This is a genomic window from Pseudacidovorax sp., from assembly GCF_017991995.1.
Taxonomy (GTDB): Bacteria; Pseudomonadota; Gammaproteobacteria; order Burkholderiales; family Burkholderiaceae_C; genus Xenophilus.
Window position 1 is genome coordinate 149,964 of record NZ_JAGOPN010000006.1, and the last position, 15,582, is coordinate 165,545.

General features: G+C 71.2%; 19 protein-coding genes. 2 read left to right on the plus strand and 17 right to left on the minus strand.

Features of this window, described 5'->3' with window-relative positions:
• Positions 1 to 16: 16 nt before the first annotated feature.
• On the plus strand, positions 17 to 328 hold the full coding sequence (locus tag KBC94_RS10305) for a hypothetical protein (protein WP_294369587.1): 312 nt from the start codon (positions 17 to 19) through the stop codon (positions 326 to 328).
• Between the two features lie 41 nt (positions 329 to 369).
• On the opposite strand, the gene fliR is transcribed toward KBC94_RS10305, so the two are convergent.
• The 13 genes from fliR to fliF all read right to left on the minus strand — a co-directional run bounded on the left by fliR (position 370) and on the right by fliF (position 11,583).
• Positions 370 to 1,140, minus strand: a complete 771-nt coding sequence (gene fliR / locus KBC94_RS10310) for a flagellar biosynthetic protein FliR (protein ID WP_294369590.1) — start codon at positions 1,138 to 1,140, stop codon at positions 370 to 372.
• A gap of 46 nt (positions 1,141 to 1,186) precedes the next feature.
• A complete protein-coding gene (gene fliQ / locus KBC94_RS10315) occupies positions 1,187 to 1,456 on the minus strand; it encodes a flagellar biosynthesis protein FliQ (RefSeq protein WP_017757546.1) in 270 nt (89 codons plus the stop codon).
• A 24-nt stretch (positions 1,457 to 1,480) separates the two neighbouring features.
• The gene (fliP, locus tag KBC94_RS10320; protein ID WP_294369593.1) at positions 1,481 to 2,230 is read right to left on the minus strand and encodes a flagellar type III secretion system pore protein FliP; all 750 of its coding nucleotides are present in this window, start codon (positions 2,228 to 2,230) and stop codon (positions 1,481 to 1,483) included.
• Positions 2,223 to 2,516 carry a flagellar biosynthetic protein FliO gene (locus tag KBC94_RS10325; protein ID WP_294369596.1) on the minus strand — a complete coding sequence of 98 codons (294 nt, stop codon included), beginning with the start codon at positions 2,514 to 2,516 and terminating at the stop codon, positions 2,223 to 2,225. Before KBC94_RS10325 ends, fliP begins: the two co-directional genes overlap by 8 nt.
• A 37-nt stretch (positions 2,517 to 2,553) precedes the next feature.
• The gene (fliN, locus tag KBC94_RS10330; RefSeq protein ID WP_294369599.1) at positions 2,554 to 2,964 is read right to left on the minus strand and encodes a flagellar motor switch protein FliN; all 411 of its coding nucleotides are present in this window, start codon (positions 2,962 to 2,964) and stop codon (positions 2,554 to 2,556) included.
• A complete protein-coding gene (gene fliM / locus KBC94_RS10335; RefSeq protein WP_294369601.1) occupies positions 2,909 to 3,850 on the minus strand; it encodes a flagellar motor switch protein FliM in 942 nt (313 codons plus the stop codon). The genes fliN and fliM overlap by 56 nt, the downstream gene beginning before the upstream one ends.
• A gap of 27 nt (positions 3,851 to 3,877) precedes the next feature.
• On the minus strand, positions 3,878 to 4,468 hold the full coding sequence (locus KBC94_RS10340) for a flagellar basal body-associated FliL family protein (RefSeq protein WP_294369604.1): 591 nt from the start codon (positions 4,466 to 4,468) through the stop codon (positions 3,878 to 3,880).
• Positions 4,469 to 4,581: 113 nt separating this feature from the next.
• Positions 4,582 to 5,835, minus strand: coding sequence for a flagellar hook-length control protein FliK (locus KBC94_RS10345; RefSeq protein ID WP_294369607.1), 1,254 nt, complete (start codon positions 5,833 to 5,835; stop codon positions 4,582 to 4,584).
• Between the two features lie 275 nt (positions 5,836 to 6,110).
• Positions 6,111 to 6,578: a flagellar export protein FliJ gene (locus tag KBC94_RS10350; protein ID WP_294369610.1), complete on the minus strand. Its 468-nt coding sequence runs from the start codon at positions 6,576 to 6,578 to the stop codon at positions 6,111 to 6,113.
• A 32-nt stretch (positions 6,579 to 6,610) separates the two neighbouring features.
• A complete protein-coding gene (gene fliI, locus KBC94_RS10355; protein WP_294369896.1) occupies positions 6,611 to 8,017 on the minus strand; it encodes a flagellar protein export ATPase FliI in 1,407 nt (468 codons plus the stop codon).
• Entirely contained in the window at positions 8,007 to 8,768 is a 762-nt protein-coding gene (locus KBC94_RS10360; protein WP_294369613.1) for a flagellar assembly protein FliH, read from the minus strand. The genes fliI and KBC94_RS10360 overlap by 11 nt, the downstream gene beginning before the upstream one ends.
• 40 nt (positions 8,769 to 8,808) lie before the next feature.
• Positions 8,809 to 9,798, minus strand: a complete 990-nt coding sequence (fliG, locus tag KBC94_RS10365) for a flagellar motor switch protein FliG (protein ID WP_017759319.1) — start codon at positions 9,796 to 9,798, stop codon at positions 8,809 to 8,811.
• A gap of 6 nt (positions 9,799 to 9,804) precedes the next feature.
• Positions 9,805 to 11,583: a flagellar basal-body MS-ring/collar protein FliF gene (gene fliF, locus KBC94_RS10370; RefSeq protein WP_294369899.1), complete on the minus strand. Its 1,779-nt coding sequence runs from the start codon at positions 11,581 to 11,583 to the stop codon at positions 9,805 to 9,807.
• Positions 11,584 to 11,780: 197 nt separating this feature from the next.
• Here fliF and fliE point away from each other — a divergent pair, with 197 nt between their 5' ends.
• A complete protein-coding gene (fliE, locus tag KBC94_RS10375; RefSeq protein ID WP_294369614.1) occupies positions 11,781 to 12,098 on the plus strand; it encodes a flagellar hook-basal body complex protein FliE in 318 nt (105 codons plus the stop codon).
• Positions 12,099 to 12,117: 19 nt separating this feature from the next.
• Here fliE and KBC94_RS10380 read toward each other — a convergent pair whose 3' ends face one another.
• From KBC94_RS10380 to KBC94_RS10395, 4 genes are all read right to left on the minus strand, one after another.
• The gene (locus tag KBC94_RS10380; protein WP_043114550.1) at positions 12,118 to 12,417 is read right to left on the minus strand and encodes a flagellar protein FliT; all 300 of its coding nucleotides are present in this window, start codon (positions 12,415 to 12,417) and stop codon (positions 12,118 to 12,120) included.
• Positions 12,418 to 12,439: 22 nt separating this feature from the next.
• A complete protein-coding gene (fliS, locus tag KBC94_RS10385) occupies positions 12,440 to 12,865 on the minus strand; it encodes a flagellar export chaperone FliS (protein WP_017759946.1) in 426 nt (141 codons plus the stop codon).
• Between the two features lie 68 nt (positions 12,866 to 12,933).
• Positions 12,934 to 14,382, minus strand: a complete 1,449-nt coding sequence (gene fliD / locus KBC94_RS10390; RefSeq protein ID WP_294369631.1) for a flagellar filament capping protein FliD — start codon at positions 14,380 to 14,382, stop codon at positions 12,934 to 12,936.
• A 103-nt stretch (positions 14,383 to 14,485) separates the two neighbouring features.
• Positions 14,486 to 15,331 carry a flagellin gene (locus KBC94_RS10395; RefSeq protein WP_234192324.1) on the minus strand — a complete coding sequence of 282 codons (846 nt, stop codon included), beginning with the start codon at positions 15,329 to 15,331 and terminating at the stop codon, positions 14,486 to 14,488.
• Between the last annotated feature and the right edge of the window lie 251 nt (positions 15,332 to 15,582).

Sequence of the window (15,582 nt, forward strand, 5' to 3'; positions counted from 1 at the left end):
TCGACTGGAATACACCGTGAAGCGCTCGACTTTCCTGCTGCCCGTGCTCGTCCTCCTCACCCTGCAGGGCTGTGCCTGGATGGCCCGTCCCGGAGACCGCGAGGACCCGATTCCTCCGCGGCTCGTCAAGGAAGGCGACACCTGGGTTTGGGACCGTCCGGGCGCCTTCGGCCCGGTGCCCCAGACGCTGGCTTCGGCCGGCGACCGCGTGTGTGGCTCGCTCGACAAGAACGGCACACACTGGAAACCCACCGGCTACCACGCACGCGCCGAAGACGGGCTCGGCCGTCCCTTCGACGGGGGCGGCTACTTCTGCGTACCGCAGTAGGCCCAGCGCCGGCGCAAGGCAAGCGCAGTTGAGGCCTGGCCTCAACGGCCACCCACGAAACCGCCCAGCATCCGGTCGATCAGGCCCAGCAGCGGCGACTCCAGCATCGGCAGCACCCAGGCCATGGCCGCCATGCCGGCCGTGAGCGTCACCGGAAAGCCGATGGCGTAGATGTTCATCTGCGGCGCCACGCGCGAGATGATGCCCAGCACCAGGTTGACGAAGAGCAGCAGCCCGACCATCGGCAATGCGATCCATAGTGCGCTGGCGAAGAGCTCGGCGCCCAGCTCGTGCACACGCACCCGCATCAGCGCATCCATGAGGCCGCCGCCGATGGGGAACACCTCGAAGCTCTTGATGACGGCCATCAGGACCGCGAGGTGGCCATTGACCACCACGAAGAGCAAGGTGGCCAGCGTGCCGAAGAAGCGCGACACGGCGCTGGCCTGCGTGTTGTTGATCGGATCGAAGAAGCTGGCGTAGTTCAGGCCCATCTGCAGGCCAGCCAGTTCGCCCGCCAATTCCACGGCGGCCAGGATCAGCCGCGCCGCGAAGCCGATGGCCATGCCGATGCCGGCCTGCTGGACCAGCGCTCCCAGGGCCAGCGGGCTGTCCACGCCGATGGCGGGGGCCGGCGGCAGCACGCCCTGCGCGCACAGGGCGATGACAAAGGCCAGGCCGATGCGCGCGCGCACGGGCAGCGCGCGCGAGGAGAACACGGGGGCGGTGGTGAACAGGCCCAGCACCCGCAGGAAGGGCCAGAGCACGGGCGTGATCCACGCCGTGAGCTGGGCTTCGCTGAAGGTCAGCATGCGTGGGCTCGCACGGCCGGCCGACTGCCCGGTGCCGGGCGGGAGATCACGCGACGACGCTGGGCAGCGACTCGATGATGCGGCGCAGGTAGTCCACCAGCATCGTCAGCATCCAGGGCCCGGCGATGGCCAGCACGGCCACGGCCGCGACCAGCTTGGGCACGAAGGCGAGCGTGGCCTCGTTGATCTGCGTGACGGCCTGGAAGATGCTCACCACCAGGCCGACCGCCAACACGGCCAGCAGCACGGGCGCGGAGACCATCAGCAGCAGCAGCAATGCGTCCTGGCCGGTCGTCAGCACCATCTGGGCGTTCATGGAAAAGGTCCTCGAAGAGAGCGGTCAGGTGATGAAGCTGGCGGCCAGCGAGCCCAGCAGCAGGTTCCAGCCGTCGGCCAGCACGAAGAGCATGAGCTTGAAGGGCAGCGCCACCAGCACCGGCGACAGCATCATCATGCCCAGCGACATCAGCACGCTGGACACCACGATGTCGATCACCAGGAAGGGGATGAAGATCATGAAGCCGATCTGGAAGGCCGATTTCAGCTCGCTGGTGGCGAAGGCCGGGATCAGCACGCGCAGCGGCGCCGTCTCGGCCGTGGTCTCCGAGGGCAGCTTGGCCAGCCGCGCGAACAGCGCGAAGTCGGACTGCCGCGTCTGCTTGAGCATGAACTGGCGCATCGGCTGCTCGGCGCGCGAGAGCGCCTCGTCGAACGCGATCGCGTTGCGGCTGTAGGGCTCGTAGGCCTCGGCGTAGACCTTGTCCAGCGTCGGCCCCATCACGAAGAGCGTGAGGAAGAGCGAGAGGCCGATGATCACCTGGTTGGGCGGCGCAGCCTGCGTGCCCATGGCCTGCCGCAGCAGCGACAGCACGATCACGATGCGGGTGAAGCCCGTCATCATCAGCACCACGGCCGGCAGGAAGCTCAGCGCGGTGAAGAAGAGCAGCGTCTGGATGGGCACCGAGTAGCTGGTGCCGCCGGCGCCCTGCCCGATCAGCAGCGGCAGCTGGCCGGCCGCGGGCGCCTGCTGCGCGAGCACCGGCGCGATGAGCGCCAGGCCGAGGCCCGCGCCCGCGATCCACTTACGCATCGCCGGGCTCCTGGACAGGGAGGATGCCGGCCGCAGGCAGGGTGTGCAGGCAGTTCACCGCCTGCGCCGTCACGCCCAGCACCAGCCAGGTCCTCGCATGGGCCGGCCCGACTTCCACGGTGACCACCCGCTGCTGCGGCCCCACGGCCACCGCCGACACCACGCGCGACGCCGCATCGGCCGCGCCCGGCGCCAGCAATTGCCGTGCGCGCAGGCGCCGCAGCACGAAGGGCAGCGACGCGATCAGCGCAATGAAGAGGACGATGGTGAGAAGGCTCTGCGTCACGCGGCAAGCACCCGGATCGGATCGAAGGAAAAGGCGCTCAGGCGCGGTGCACGCGACGCAGGCGCTCGGAAGGCGTCACCACATCGGTCAGCCGGATGCCGAAGCGGTTGTTGACCACCACCACCTCGCCCTGCGCGACCAGGTAGCCGTTGACCAGCACATCCATGGGCTCGCCGGCCAGCGTGTCCAGCTCGACGATGGTCCCCTGCCCCATCTGCAGCACCTGCTTGATCGGCACCTTCTTGCGGCCCAATTCCACCGACAGCTGCACCGGGATGTCCAGCACGCGCTGGATGTCCTGTGCCATCGCCGCCGCATCGGGCGTGGCCGCGGCGGCGCCAGGCTCGCCGGGCTCCAGCGGCTCGGCCCAGGCGGCGGAAGAGGAAGAGGTGTCATTGCTCATGGAAGGCTCCTTGGCTGCCGAGGTGCTGCTCGATGCGCAGCGCATAGCGGTCGTTGTGCGTGCCGTAGCGGCAGGCGAAGACGGGGGCGCCTTCGATGGTGGCCAGCACCATCGGCTGGCGGTCCAGCTGGATGAAGTCGCCGGGCTTCATGGCCAGCAGATCGGCCACGCTCAGTTCCGCCTGGGCCAGTTCGGCCACCAGCGTGACCTCGGCGGCCTGGATCTCGCGTGCCAGCTGGCCGACCCAGCGGCGGTCCTCCGCCAGCGCGGTGGCCTGTTGCGGCCCATAGAGCACGTCGCGGATCGGCTCCAGCGCCGCGTAGGGCAGGCACAGGCGCAGCTGGCCTTCGTAGGTGCCGAGCGCGACAGACAGCGTGGTCACCACCAGCGCATCCTGCGGCGTCGCAACGCCGGTGAACTGCGGCAGCCGCTCGTGGCGCAGATAGCTGGGCACCAGTGGATAGACGTCCTTCCAGGCGCGGGCGTACTCCTGGCCCAGCAGCACCATCAGCCGCTGGATCACGCGCTGCTCGGTGGGCGAGAAGTCGCGGTCGATGGGGGTGTGGACCGTGCCGCCGCCACCGTACAGCGCATCCACCAGGGCCGAGACGAAACCGCTGTCGCAGGCGAACAGCGCCTGGCCGCGCAGCGGCTGCAGGCCATACACGCCGAAGCAGGCGGGCATGGCCAGCTCGCCGGTGTAGTCGGCCATGACCTCTTCCCAGCGGCGGACCTGCACGCTCGCGGCGCCCAGTTGCGCACTGCGGCGCGACAGCTGGAACAGCCCCTGGCCCAGGTGGCGCACGAAGCGTTCGTTGACCACGTCCAGCATGGGCAGCGGCTGGCGCACGCGCCGGTCGCTGGGCAGCAGCTCCAGCACGCCAGGCGGCGTGGCGGCCTGCGCGGGGTCGGAAAGGGAGTCCTCGCTCATCGCTTCACCTCCGGGCACGGCACGCGCTCACTGCACGATGAAGCTGGCGAACAGCACGGCGCGGATGGGGCCGGTGTAGCGCTGGGTCAGCGGTCGCCTGTCGCCCTCGCCGTCGGTGCGGATGGGGCGCGGCGTGCGCAGCCCGGCCACGCGGGAGACCTCCATGACGATGTCCTGGGCCAGCTTGTCCTTGCCGTCGCGCCGCAGCAGCTCCTCCGCGGTGCGCTGCGAGACCAGCATCAGGATGCTGCTGCGCACGGCCGGCAGGCGCTGCTTGATCTGGTCGCCCAGCTTCTCGTCGCTGAGTTCGAGCGTCACGCCGATCTGCGCGAAGCGGTCACCGCCGGGGTCGGCCAGGTTGACCACCATGTTGTCCAGGGCCATGTAGATCGGGGCGGGCTTCTTGGCCGACGAGGGCGCCTCGTCGTCCTCCTCGTCGCCGGCCGCGGCCTCGGCATGGGTGTCCTTGCCCTTGGCATGGCTGCCACCCTTCATGAAGAACCAGGTTCCGCCGGCGGCGCCGCCCGCCAGCACGAGCACGGCCACGACGATCAGCACGATCTTGATGAGGTTGCTCTTGGGCTTGGCGGCCCCTTCGGCGGCGGCATTGGCGGACACGGATCATTCCCCTCGGTTTGCAGGGCCCGGCACCGGACCTTGGCGGAATTATTCGGCGCACCCGCCCGGGCCGAGCCGCGGAACAAAGGCAGGAAAACCGGCTTCTTTCCGGATTACACGAAGAGGTCGAGCGCGCCACGACCCGGTCGGCGCGTCCCGACCGATGCCATCGCGGGAGGCATGTCGGCCGGGTCGGCCGAAGACCGGCCGGCCCCGGACTCCGGCGGCGTCGAGCCGCCGCCCTGCGCCTGCGCGCCGGCGCCCTGCCCCTGGCCCGGCGCGGTGCCCACGCTGGCCGAGCCCAGGCTCAGGCCCTGGCCGGCCAGCATCTGCTCCAGCTGCGGCAGCGACTGGTGGATCAACTGGCGCGCCTGCCGGTCGTCGCTCTGGAAGAGCACCTGCGCCTCCTGCCCCTGCAGCCGCAGTTGCACCGAGACGGGCGCGTCGCCCGGCCCCGCGACCGTGAGCTGTGCGCCCTGCACCTGCTGCGCCGCCCACCAGCTGATCGGGTCGAGCAGCGCGTCCGAGGCGTCGCCCCAGGCGGCGCCCACGTGCGTGGCGGCCGAGGGCGCGGTGACGGGCAGCGTGCCGCCCAGATCGGGCGCACCACCAACCGGCCAGCCGGGCGGCACGACCGTCGTCGAAGCCGGAGCGGACGCATCGGCATCGGGCTCGTCGACGCGCTTCCAGCCCGCGGCAAGCACCGCCTCTGCCGGCAGGAGGGCAGACGGCGGCTGGACCGCTGCCGCATCCGGCGCGATCGGCGGCGTCGCCGCTGCCCCATGTTGTGCGGCCAGCACCGGATTCGACGGCGACTGCGGCAGCAGGGCGCCCGCGGCGCCGGCGTGCCCATGCGCGGACGCGCCGGCCGGATGTGCGGGCGCGGCCACCTCAGGCACCGGCCGGTGATCGGCCAGGGCCTGGCCCAGCATGCGGGTCTGCCAGCGGGCGGACCCGGCCGCGTTGGCCGCTTCGGCCGGCGTCTGGACGACGGGGGTCGCGGCGCTGCGCGCGCCATGCGGCGCTGCCGGGCTCCCGGCCATCGCACCCTCGCGCTCCTGGGTACCGCCGCCCGGCCCTGCGGCGGACGCCAGGCCGGCGCCGGCCGACATGGCGGACGCGCGGCCTGCCGGCCCGCCCGCCTCGGCATCGCCGACGGCCTCGACGCCCAACCCTGCCGCGGGCTCCGCGCGGCCAGCCTGGGCACCATCGGGCGTCTGCCGGCGCTGCGAGAGCATCAGCGCCAGGTCCTGCGCAGCGACGGCGGCCGGCGGATCTTCCTGCAGCGCTTCCGTTTCATCCTTGTCGCTGTGGTCCGTGCCGGGCGCTGCCAATGGGTCCGCGGCCGCATCGGGCGGCGTGGGCACCGAGGGCGCCGCTTCTGCCTCCGCGGCCGCCGTCGCCGGGCGATGCGCTCCGTCCGGGGCTCGTTCGGCGCCCGGAGGCCGCGCGCGCGCGGCGCTCCCCTGCGACGCGCCGGCCGGCGCCTGCGCCTCGGCCCCGTTGGCTTGCCGAAGCAGCGACGCGAATCCGGCGCCCTCACCGGCCGCCCGGGCCTGCAGGCCCACCTCGCCACCCGGAGCCGGCAGCCCCGTCGGCGCCTTGGCCGTGGCGGCGCCGGCCGCAGAGGCCGACACGACGGTCACCGGCCCTCCCACGACGCACGCCCCGGGCCACGCCGGTGCACCTGCGCCGCCAGTTCGTCGGCGGCCTTCTGCTCCCGCCGCTGCTCGGCCTGGCGCGCCTTGGCGTCGCGGCTGGCGATCACCTGGCGCAGCGCTTCGAGCTTCTGCTCGGCTTCGCGCACCTTGGCAGAGATCCGCGAGACCGCCTGCGCATGCTGCTCCAGGATGCCGGTCTGCATCCGGATGGTGTGGTGCAGCCGGTCCATGAACTGGTAGTGGTGCCGCATGATCTCGGGCGCATGCCGCGCTTCGGAGGCACCCCAGCGGGCGGTGGTTTCCTGCGCATAGCCTTCCAGCTGGTCCAGCTGCAGCTGCGCCGCGACCCAGGCCTGGCGCGCCACGGCCAGCTGCTGCGCCACGGCATCGCGCCGGGCCCGGGCCATCTGCTCGGCCATGGCCAACGCGTCGGTCTTGGGTGCGGTCATGGACATCCTCGGAAAAAAAGATCGGGCGCCGGTCAGTTCGCCTGCACGGCGTCGGCGATGTACTGCAGGCCGGCAACGCTTTCGTCCATGGGCGCGCCTTCGCGCATGTCCTGCTGCAGGAAGGCGCTCATCACGGGCTGCAGGCGGATCGCCTCGTCCAGCACCGCATCGCTGCCCGCCGCGTAGGCGCCCACCCGCACCAGGTCGCGGCTGCTGCGGTAGCGGCCATAGAGCGTGCGAAAGCGCCGCGCCGCCTCCAGGTGTTCCGGCGTGGCCACGTTGTGCATCACGCGCGAGGCCGACTGCTCGATGTCGATGGCCGGGTAGTGCGCCTCTTCCGCCAGGGCGCGGGACAGCACGATGTGCCCGTCCAGGATGGCGCGGGCCGCGTCGGCGATCGGGTCCTGCTGGTCGTCCCCTTCGGACAGCACGGTGTAGAAGGCGGTGATCGAGCCCACGCCGTTGAGGCCGTTGCCGCTGCGCTCCACCAGCTGCGGCAGCCGCGCGAAGCACGAGGGCGGATAGCCCTTGGTGGCTGGCGGCTCGCCGATGGCCAGCGCGATCTCGCGCTGCGCCATGGCATAGCGGGTGAGCGAATCCATGAGCAGCAGCACATGCTGGCCCCGGTCGCGGAAATGCTCGGCCACGGCCGTGGCATAGGCGGCGCCCTGCATCCGCAGCAGCGGCGGCGCATCGGCGGGCGCGGCCACCACCACCGAGCGGGCGCGCCCCTCCTCGCCCAGGATGTCCTCGATGAATTCCTTGACCTCGCGGCCGCGCTCGCCGATCAAGCCAACCACGATGACGTCGGCCGCGGTGTAGCGGGCCATCATGCCCAGCAGCACGCTCTTGCCCACGCCCGAGCCGGCGAACAGGCCGATGCGCTGGCCACGGCCGACGGTGAGCAGCGCATTGACGGCCCGCACGCCCGTGTCCAGCGGCAGGCGCACGGGGTCGCGGTCCATGGCGTTGATGGGGCGGCGGTCCATGGGCTCGGCGACCACGTCCTGCAGGGGCCCCTGGCCGTCCAGCGGAATGCCCTGGGGATCGACCACGCGCCCCAGCAGGCCCTGCCCCTGCGGCAGGCGCAGCATGCCGCTGCGCGCGCGCACATCGCGTTCGGGCTCGCCCAGGCGGGGCACCGGCACGTAGGGAGCGGCGGGCACAACGCTGGCACCGGCCGACAGCCCATGCACATCGCCGGCGGGCATCAGGTAGGCCAGCTCGCCGGAAAAGCCCACCACTTCGGCCAGCACCGGCGCGCTGCCGGGCATCACCACCTGGCACTGGGCGCCGATGGGCTCGCGCACGCCGCGCGCCTCCAGCACCAGGCCGGCCACGCGCGTGAGCGTGCCCCGCACCTCCAGGCCGGGCGCCTGCTCGACGCGGCGGCGCGCGTCGTCCATGAAGCGTTGCCACACGGCGCGCTCAGGCGGCATCAACGTCGGGCTCCTGTTCGTCCGCCGAACGGGCCGCGGCCGTGGCCGGCACCTGGTCCGCGCCGGGCGCCTCCCAGGGCACGGTCAGGCCCAGGCTGGCCACGGCGCGGGCCCAGCGTGGGGCGATGCCGCCGTCGACCACCGCGCCGGCCGATTCCAGGCGGCAGTCGCCCGGCGGCATCGCACCCTCGGCGACCACGGTCAGGCCGCGGCTGGCGAATTCCTGTTCCAGCGCAGCTGCCAGCCAGGCATGGTCGTCGGGCGAGAGCACCACGCGCACGCTGCGGCCGTCGGCCACCAGCAGGTCGATGGCCTCGCGTACCACGGGCTCCAGCAGTTCGGGCCGGGTGGCCAGTTCCTGGCGCAGCACCTGGCGGGCCAGCGCACAGGCGATGTCCAGCGTGCCGCGGGCGATGTCCTGCTGGGCCGCATCCAGGCCCTCGCGGGCGGCATCGAGCAGGGTGGCGAAGCGCTCGGCCTGCTCGTGCAACTGGCCATCGGTCAGCGCACGCATGGCCTTGTCGGCCTGCGCCCGGGCCTCGGCGGCGCCGGCGCCGTGGCCTTCGGCATAGGCCTGGGCACGGGCCTCGGCCAGAAGCGCCTCGATGTCGATGGGCGGCTCGGGCGGCGGGCCCTCGTCCTCGGCGATGGCCGGTGGCGGCGCATCCATGCGCTCGAAGGTCCAAGGCGCGGCCGTGCCGCCGGCCAGCAGGGCCAGTCGCTCGGCGCTGATCAGTCGGGATCGGCTCATGGGCGCAAGCAAGGCCAGGGACATGGCAGGGCGGGTGGCCTCACACCATGCCCGCGCCACCGCCCAGCACCACCTGGCCTTCTTCGGCCAGTCGGCGCAGCGTCTTGAGGATCTCCTTCTGCTGCGCCTCGACCTCCGAGACGCGCATCGGGCCACGGGCCTCCAGGTCCTCGCGCAGGGCCTCGGCAGCGCGCGAGGACATGTTCTTCAGGAACTTGTCGCGCAGCGGATCGGCCGCACCCTTGAGCGCGACGATCAGCGTCTCGGTGGCCACTTCCTTGAGCAGCAACTGCACCGAGCGGTCGTCGAGCTTGAGCACGTCGTCGAAGACGAACATCAGGTCGGCGATCTCCTGTGCCAGGTCCGGATCCTGGATGCGGATGGCGTCGAGCGCGGAGGTGTCGTTGCCGGCGCCCAGCAGGTTGATCATGCCGGCCGCCGTCCTGGTGCCGCCCGGCGAGGGCTTGCGCACCTTGCCGCCGCCGGCCAGCACGCGGAACATCACGTCGTTCAGGTCTTCCAGCGCGGCCGGGTGGATGCCTTCCAGCTTGGCCACGCGCAGCAGCACGTCGCCGCGCATGTCCTCGCCGAGCTGCACCAGGATGGCGGCGGCCTGCTCCGGCTCCAGGTGGGCCAGGATGGCGGCCACGATCTGCGGATGCTCGTTGCGCAGCACCTCGGCCACGGCCACGGCGTCCATCCACTTGAGGTTCTCGATGCCGGTCAAGTCGCTGGTCTGCAGGATGCGGTCGGCCAGGATGCCGGCCTTTTCCTCGCCCAGGGCATGCTGCAGCACCGTGCGCACGTACTGGTGCGTGTCGGCGGCGTACAGGCCCTGGCCCGACGTCGCGGCGATGAAGCGCTCGGCCACCGCACCCAGGCGCTCGCGCGACACCACATGCGTGCGCGCGATGGTCTCGCCGATCTTCTGCACCTCGCGCGGCGACAGGTGCCGCAGCACCTCGCCGGCCTCCTGCTCGCCCAGCGACATGAGCAGCACGGCGGCGTCTTCGAGTCCTTGTTCGTCCATGGCGGCTCAGGCCTTCTCGGTGTCTGCGTTGATCCAGCCGCGCACGATGTTGGCGACGGCGGCGGGGTTCTGGCGGGCCATGACGCGGGCGCCTTCGAGCTGGGCCTGTTCCAGCAGCAGCTCCGGGCGCGGCAGCGCGATGGGCTCCGGGCCGCCCTCGATACCCGGGGCTTCCAGCGCCGGGCGCTCGGGGTCATCGCCCACCACGGCGTCCAGCGCGCCGCCCGGGCCCGGCAGGGCCGCGGCGATGGGCCCGCCTTCCAGCGCGAGGGGCTCCTGCGGCGCCTTGTCCTTGGCGGCCTCGGGCTTGGGCGGGGCCAGGGCCTTGAGCGCCGGGCGTACCAGGCCGAAGAGCACGGCCAGGCCCAGCACGGCCAGGGCCGCCGGCCAGGCCAGGCTGCGGGCCAGTTCGTACAGCTCGGGCCGCTTCCACAGGGGCAGCTCGGGCGCCACGGCACCGTCGGCCATGAAGGCGGCGTTCATCAGGTTGACCGAATCGCCACGCTCCTTGCTGAAGCCGATGGATTCGCGCACCAGCGCGGTCATCTGCTCCAGCTGGGCCGCGGGCAGCGCGGTGGGCGTGACCTTGCCCTGCGCATCGGGCACACCCTGGTAGTTGACGACCACGGCCGCCGACAGGCGCTTGACGGTGCCCACCGCGCCGCGCACGGTGCGCACGGTCTTGTCGACCTCGTAGTTGGTGATGGACTCGCGCTTGCCCGGCGGGCGCTGGCCGGCCTGGGCCTGGCCTTGTGCCTGGGCACCGTTGGGGGCCAGCGGGGCGGCCTGGCCGTTGATGGGCGCGGCCGGCGCCCCGGGCGGTTGCGGCTGGTTGGAGGCCGCCCCCGGCACGCCCGAGGGCTGGGCCGGCGTGGCGCCCACCGTCTCGATGGTCTGCTGGCTGCGCACCGCGCTGGCGTCCTGCGACAGGTTGGGCCGGTGCTCCTCGCTGGTGGCCTCGGTCTGGGAGAAGTCCACGTCGGCCGTCACCTGGGCCTTCACGTTCTGCTTGCCGACCACCGGCTCCAGCATGTCCAGGATGCGACGGGTGTAGAGCTGCTCCAGCTGCTGCACATAGGCCAGTTGCTGGGCATCGACGCTGCCGTTGGCATTGGCGTCGCCGGTGCTGGACAGCAGCTTGCCGCTGTCGTCCACCACGCTGACGGCCGCGGGGCTGAGCTCGGGCACGCTGGAGGCGACCAGGTGCACGATGCCGGCGATCTGCGCGCGGTCGAGCGTGCGGCCCGGATGCAGCGTCAGCAGCACCGAGGCCGAGGGCTTCTGCTGCTCGCGGAAGAAGCCGTTCTGGTTGGGCAGCGCCAGGTGCACGCGGGCCGACTGCACGGCCGCCAGGGCTTGGATGGAACGCGTGAGCTCGCCCTCCAGCCCGCGCTGGAAGCTCAGCTTCTCCTGGAACTGCGTCATGCCGAAGCGGTTGGCATCGGTCAGCTCGAAGCCGGCGACCGAGCCCTTGGGCAGGCCCTGCGAGGCCAGGCGCAGCCGCACGTCGTGCACCTTGTCGGCCGGCACCATGATGGCGCCCCCGCCCTCGGTGTACTTGTAGGGCACGTTCATCTGCGCCAGCTGGGCGACGATGGCGCCGCCGTCCTTGTCGCTGAGGTTGGAGAACAGCACGCGCCATTCGGCCGAACGCCCCATGACGATGGCGGCGATGGCCACCGCCGCCAGCAGCACGGCGCCGAGCGCCAGCTTCAGGCGCTGGCTGCGGTCCAGGGCGGCGAAGCGGCTGGCCAGGCCGGCCGGCACCAGGGCATTGCCGGGCATGGGGCTGGTGGCGGGAAGCTGGGCGGCAGCGGCGGACATGAGGGGAGCGGCGGCGTTGGAGGGCGGACGCCAGGACAGCCTCCGCATGGCCGCCGATTATTCGAAGCACCGCCGCCGCCAAGCCTTGGATAAGGCCCCGGATTCGGCCTCAATTCCCGCCATGGCATGCCGACGGGCGCCTTAGCATCCGGGCCATCATGGAACTGCGCCTGAACACCGTCACCCCCTCGGCCGCGGGCCTGCGGCCGGCAGGCGCCGCCCGCCCTGCACCCGGCGTGGATGCCGCGGCCGGCGGCGGCTTCTCGTCGGCGCTCTCGGGCGCACTGCGCGAAGTGAGCAATGCCCAGAACGAGTCGTCGCGCCTGCAGAAGGAAGTGCAGATGGAGAACCCGCAGGTCAGCCTGGAGCAGACCATGGTCGCCATCCAGAAGGCCCAGGTGGGCTTCCAGGCCACCCTGAACGTGCGCAACCGGCTGGTGCAGGCTTACACGGACATCATGAACATGCAGGTGTGAGGCGCGGCCGGGCGCTCCCTCAGTGCATGGTCTGCAGGCGAGCGTCGAAGAGCTGGGCCACGTCCGACAGCCAGGGCTCGGCCAGCACGCGGATCTCGGCATCGTTGCGCAGGATGCGCTGCATGATGCGCGCCTTCTCGGCCCGCTCGGTGCGCTCCAGCTTCTCGCTGCGGCCCTTGAAGCGCAGTTGCTCGATCAGCACCGCGCAGGCGCCCTCGCAGCGCACCACCTCGTCCCAGTCCTCACGGCGTGCGGCCTCCAGCATGCGTACGCTCGCGTCCTCGATCGCCTTGTAGTAGTCCAGCAGTCGATGGGACATCGCGAGCTCCTGCATAGCGGCTTCAGGCCGGTTGGGGGGCCACTGCATGCGCCTGCGGACCGATCTCGCGCCAGGCCTGCGCCACGGGACCGATCAGGGCGGCCACCTCGGCCACGATGGCCGCGTCGTTGCGCAGGTTGGCCGTGGTGAGGCGGCCGATGCAGTAGTCGTACAAGGCGCGCAGTCTACCTGCCAGCTCGCCGCCGCGCGACAGGTCCAGGCCAGCCTTGAGCCCCTCTTCGAGCAGGCGGACGGCGCGTCCGATCTGCTCGCCCTTGGCGGCGATGTCGCCGCGGGCCAGCGCGCCCTGCGCAGCCAGCAGCGACTGGCCGACGCCTTCATAGAGCATCTCCACCAGGCGGTGGGGGCTGGCACCGCCTTCGATGCTGGATTCGACCGCGACGCGCTGGTAGGCACGGGCGACGCGGGCGGCGGGAGGTGTGTACATGGCGGCTCCTGATTCGATGCTTTCCTTCTTTATCGGCCGCCGCCGCCCAAAATCAAGTCAGTTACACGTCAACTGCCCGACTTGTTCCACTGCGCGATCTGCTGCTTGACGTAGGTGTCCAGCGAGGTGAGCGTGCTCAGCTTGGCGTCCAGCGCCGAGTACTGGGCCCGCAGGCGCGACTCGACCAGCGTCATGCGGTCGGTCTGCTTGGTCTGGTCGTCCGAGTTGGCGTCGAGCTGCTTCTGCAGCGCCGCGGTGCGCGTCTCCAGCGTGCCGTCGGTGCCCACGGCGCCCTGGGTGAAGGCCGAGAAGCGCGAGGCCCAGCCGTCCGTCGTGCCGCCGGCACCATCGCTGCCCCCCATGAAGAAGGTCTTGACCGCATCGGGGTTGGCCAGCGCTTCGGACAGCTTGGTGCTGTCCAGCGTGAGGCCGCCGTCCGCGCTCTTGCCGATGGAGATGCCCAGCTGCGACAAGGTGGTGAAGGTGCCGCTCGCATTCGCGGTCCCTACCAGCCGCCGCATCATGGTCTGCAGGCCGGTCACCATGCTGTCGCCCTGCATCAGCCCCGCCTTCTTGCTGGCCGCGTCGTACGAGGTCAGCGAGTTGATCTGGCTGTTGATGTTGTTGTAGGCGTTGACGAAGCCCTGGATCGCGTTGGTGAGCGCATTGGTGTCGGTGCTGGCGGTGACGGTGACCGGATCCGCACTCAGCTGCGACAGCGTCAGCGACAGGCCCGGGACGGCGCCCGTGACGGTGTTGGTGGCCGAGGTGACGGTCACGCCGTCCACCGTCGCGACGGAGTTGGCCGCCCACTGCACGCTGTTGGCCGCCATGCCGGCGCCCGAGCCCGGCGCGTCGAAGGCCAGGCCGCTCAGGGCGGTGCCAGTGCCCGAGCCGCTGGCCGAGACCTGGAAGCCCGCGGCCTCGCCGGTGGTGGCCGAGCGCATCACGAGCCGCTGGCCGCTAAGGTCGGTGACCACGCTGGCCGTCACCCCGGCGCCGGCCGCGTTGATCTTGGAGGCGACGGTGGAGAGCGTGTCGCCTTCGCTGATGGCGACGTCCACGGCAGCGGCACTGCCGGCCGCGAAGCTGGGGCTCGTGCCCGAGGTGCCGCTCCAGGTGCCGACCTGGATCGACAGCGTGCCCGCCTGGAAGCCATCGGTGGCGGCCACCGCCGAGGACGACACCGACTGCGAGCGCGCCAGTTGCGACACGCTCACCTGGAAGCTGCCGGCGGCCGCCAGGCTGGAGTCCAACACCTTCACGCCCACCGCCGCGGAAGAAGAACTGGCCGTCTTCGTGGCCCACAGCGTCGCCTTGGTCAGCGCGGTGGCCGAATCCGACAGCGTGGACAGCATCGACTTGACCGTGCCCACCGCCGACACCTGGCTCTGGATGGTGCTCGCCTGGTTCTGCAGCTTGGTGACCGAGGTCTGCTCGATCGACATCAGCTTGCTGACGATGGAGTCGATGTCGATGTTGGTGCCGCTCGACGTCACGGTGCCGGTGCTGGCCATGTACGGTGCTCCTCAATGGTTGAAGGCGGCGGGCGAAGAATCGCCAGCCGCCTCGATGGAGACGCCCTGCCGGGCGGCAGCGCGCCCCTCGTCCTGCGAACGATCAGCCCAGCAGCTTCAGCACGGTCTGGGGCATCTGGTTGGCCTGCGCCACCATCGAGGTGCCGGCCTGCTGCAGGATCTGCGCGCGCGACAGGTTGGCCGTCTCGACGGCGAAGTCGGCATCGGTGATCCGGCTCTTGGCGGAGCTGGTGTTCTCGGCCGCGGTCTGCAGGTTGGTGATGGTGGCCTCGAAGCGGTTCTGGGCGGCACCGAAGGTGGAGCGCGAGTTCGAGATGCTGTCGATGGCCGAATCGATCGCCGTCATGGCGGTGCGTGCACTGGCGGCGGTCGTGCCCAGGGTTGCCGAGGCGCCCTGGGTGGCGGTGGTCATCGCGCCTGCCACGTCGGTGGTGGCGACGGAGATCTGGTTGTCCGCCGACGTGTTGGCGCCCACCTGGAAGGTGAACGTGCCGCTGGAGCCCCCCGTGCCGGTCAGCAGCGACTGGCCGTTGAACTTGGTGTTGGTGATGATCCGCGAGTTTTCCTGGGCGAGCTGCTTGAACTCGTTGTCCAGGGCCGTGCGGTCGGTGCTGGTGTTGGTGTCGTTGGCCGACTGCACGGCCAGTTCGCGCATGCGCTGCAGGTTGTTGCCGATCTGGGCCAGCGCGCCTTCGGCCGTCTGCGCCAGCGAGATGCCGTCGTTGGCATTGCGGGCCGCCACGTTCATGCCGCGGGCCTGGGCGTCCAGGCGGGAGGCGATGGCGAGGCCGGCGGCGTCGTCCTTGGCGCTGTTGACGCGCAGGCCGGACGACAGACGCTGGATCGAGGTCGCCAGCGAGTTCTGGCTCGCGGCCAGGTTGCGCTGGGCGTTGAGCGAACCGATGTTGGTGTTGATGATCGAGGCCATGGTGACTACTCCTGTTGCAAGCCGGTGGATCCGGCATCCGTTGCCAATGTCTGCCAGTGCCGACACTGGCTGCCAGACGGACCGGTGAGGCCCGTTGCCTGGATTTCGGGTCTCGCGGGGCTCGACTTGAGCACTTTATTTTTCGGTGCAGACCCTAAAGATTCCGGCCCTGCGCAAGACACCCGGCCCGTTGTCCGGCAGTCGGCGGCGGCCTGCCCAACACCGATACGACCTGTTACTGTTCTAACGCA

Coding starts and splice junctions, on each gene's coding strand:
- fliQ (WP_017757546.1), bottom strand. CDS start 1,456: ATGAACGCCCAGATGGTGCTGACGACCGGCCAGGACGCATTGCTGCTG.
- fliR (WP_294369590.1), bottom strand. CDS start 1,140: ATGCTGACCTTCAGCGAAGCCCAGCTCACGGCGTGGATCACGCCCGTG.
- fliS (WP_017759946.1), bottom strand. CDS start 12,865: ATGTACACACCTCCCGCCGCCCGCGTCGCCCGTGCCTACCAGCGCGTC.
- KBC94_RS10395 (WP_234192324.1), bottom strand. CDS start 15,331: ATGGCCTCGATCATCAACACCAACATCGGTTCGCTCAACGCCCAGCGC.
- fliP (WP_294369593.1), bottom strand. CDS start 2,230: ATGCGTAAGTGGATCGCGGGCGCGGGCCTCGGCCTGGCGCTCATCGCG.
- KBC94_RS10380 (WP_043114550.1), bottom strand. CDS start 12,417: ATGTCCCATCGACTGCTGGACTACTACAAGGCGATCGAGGACGCGAGC.
- fliM (WP_294369601.1), bottom strand. CDS start 3,850: ATGAGCGAGGACTCCCTTTCCGACCCCGCGCAGGCCGCCACGCCGCCT.
- KBC94_RS10360 (WP_294369613.1), bottom strand. CDS start 8,768: ATGAGCCGATCCCGACTGATCAGCGCCGAGCGACTGGCCCTGCTGGCC.
- fliD (WP_294369631.1), bottom strand. CDS start 14,382: ATGGCCAGCACCGGCACCGTGACGTCGAGCGGCACCAACATCGACATC.
- fliG (WP_017759319.1), bottom strand. CDS start 9,798: ATGGACGAACAAGGACTCGAAGACGCCGCCGTGCTGCTCATGTCGCTG.
- fliE (WP_294369614.1), top strand. CDS start 11,781: ATGGAACTGCGCCTGAACACCGTCACCCCCTCGGCCGCGGGCCTGCGG.
- fliF (WP_294369899.1), bottom strand. CDS start 11,583: ATGCCCGGCAATGCCCTGGTGCCGGCCGGCCTGGCCAGCCGCTTCGCC.
- fliN (WP_294369599.1), bottom strand. CDS start 2,964: ATGCGCTGCGCATCGAGCAGCACCTCGGCAGCCAAGGAGCCTTCCATG.
- KBC94_RS10350 (WP_294369610.1), bottom strand. CDS start 6,578: ATGACCGCACCCAAGACCGACGCGTTGGCCATGGCCGAGCAGATGGCC.
- fliI (WP_294369896.1), bottom strand. CDS start 8,017: ATGCCGCCTGAGCGCGCCGTGTGGCAACGCTTCATGGACGACGCGCGC.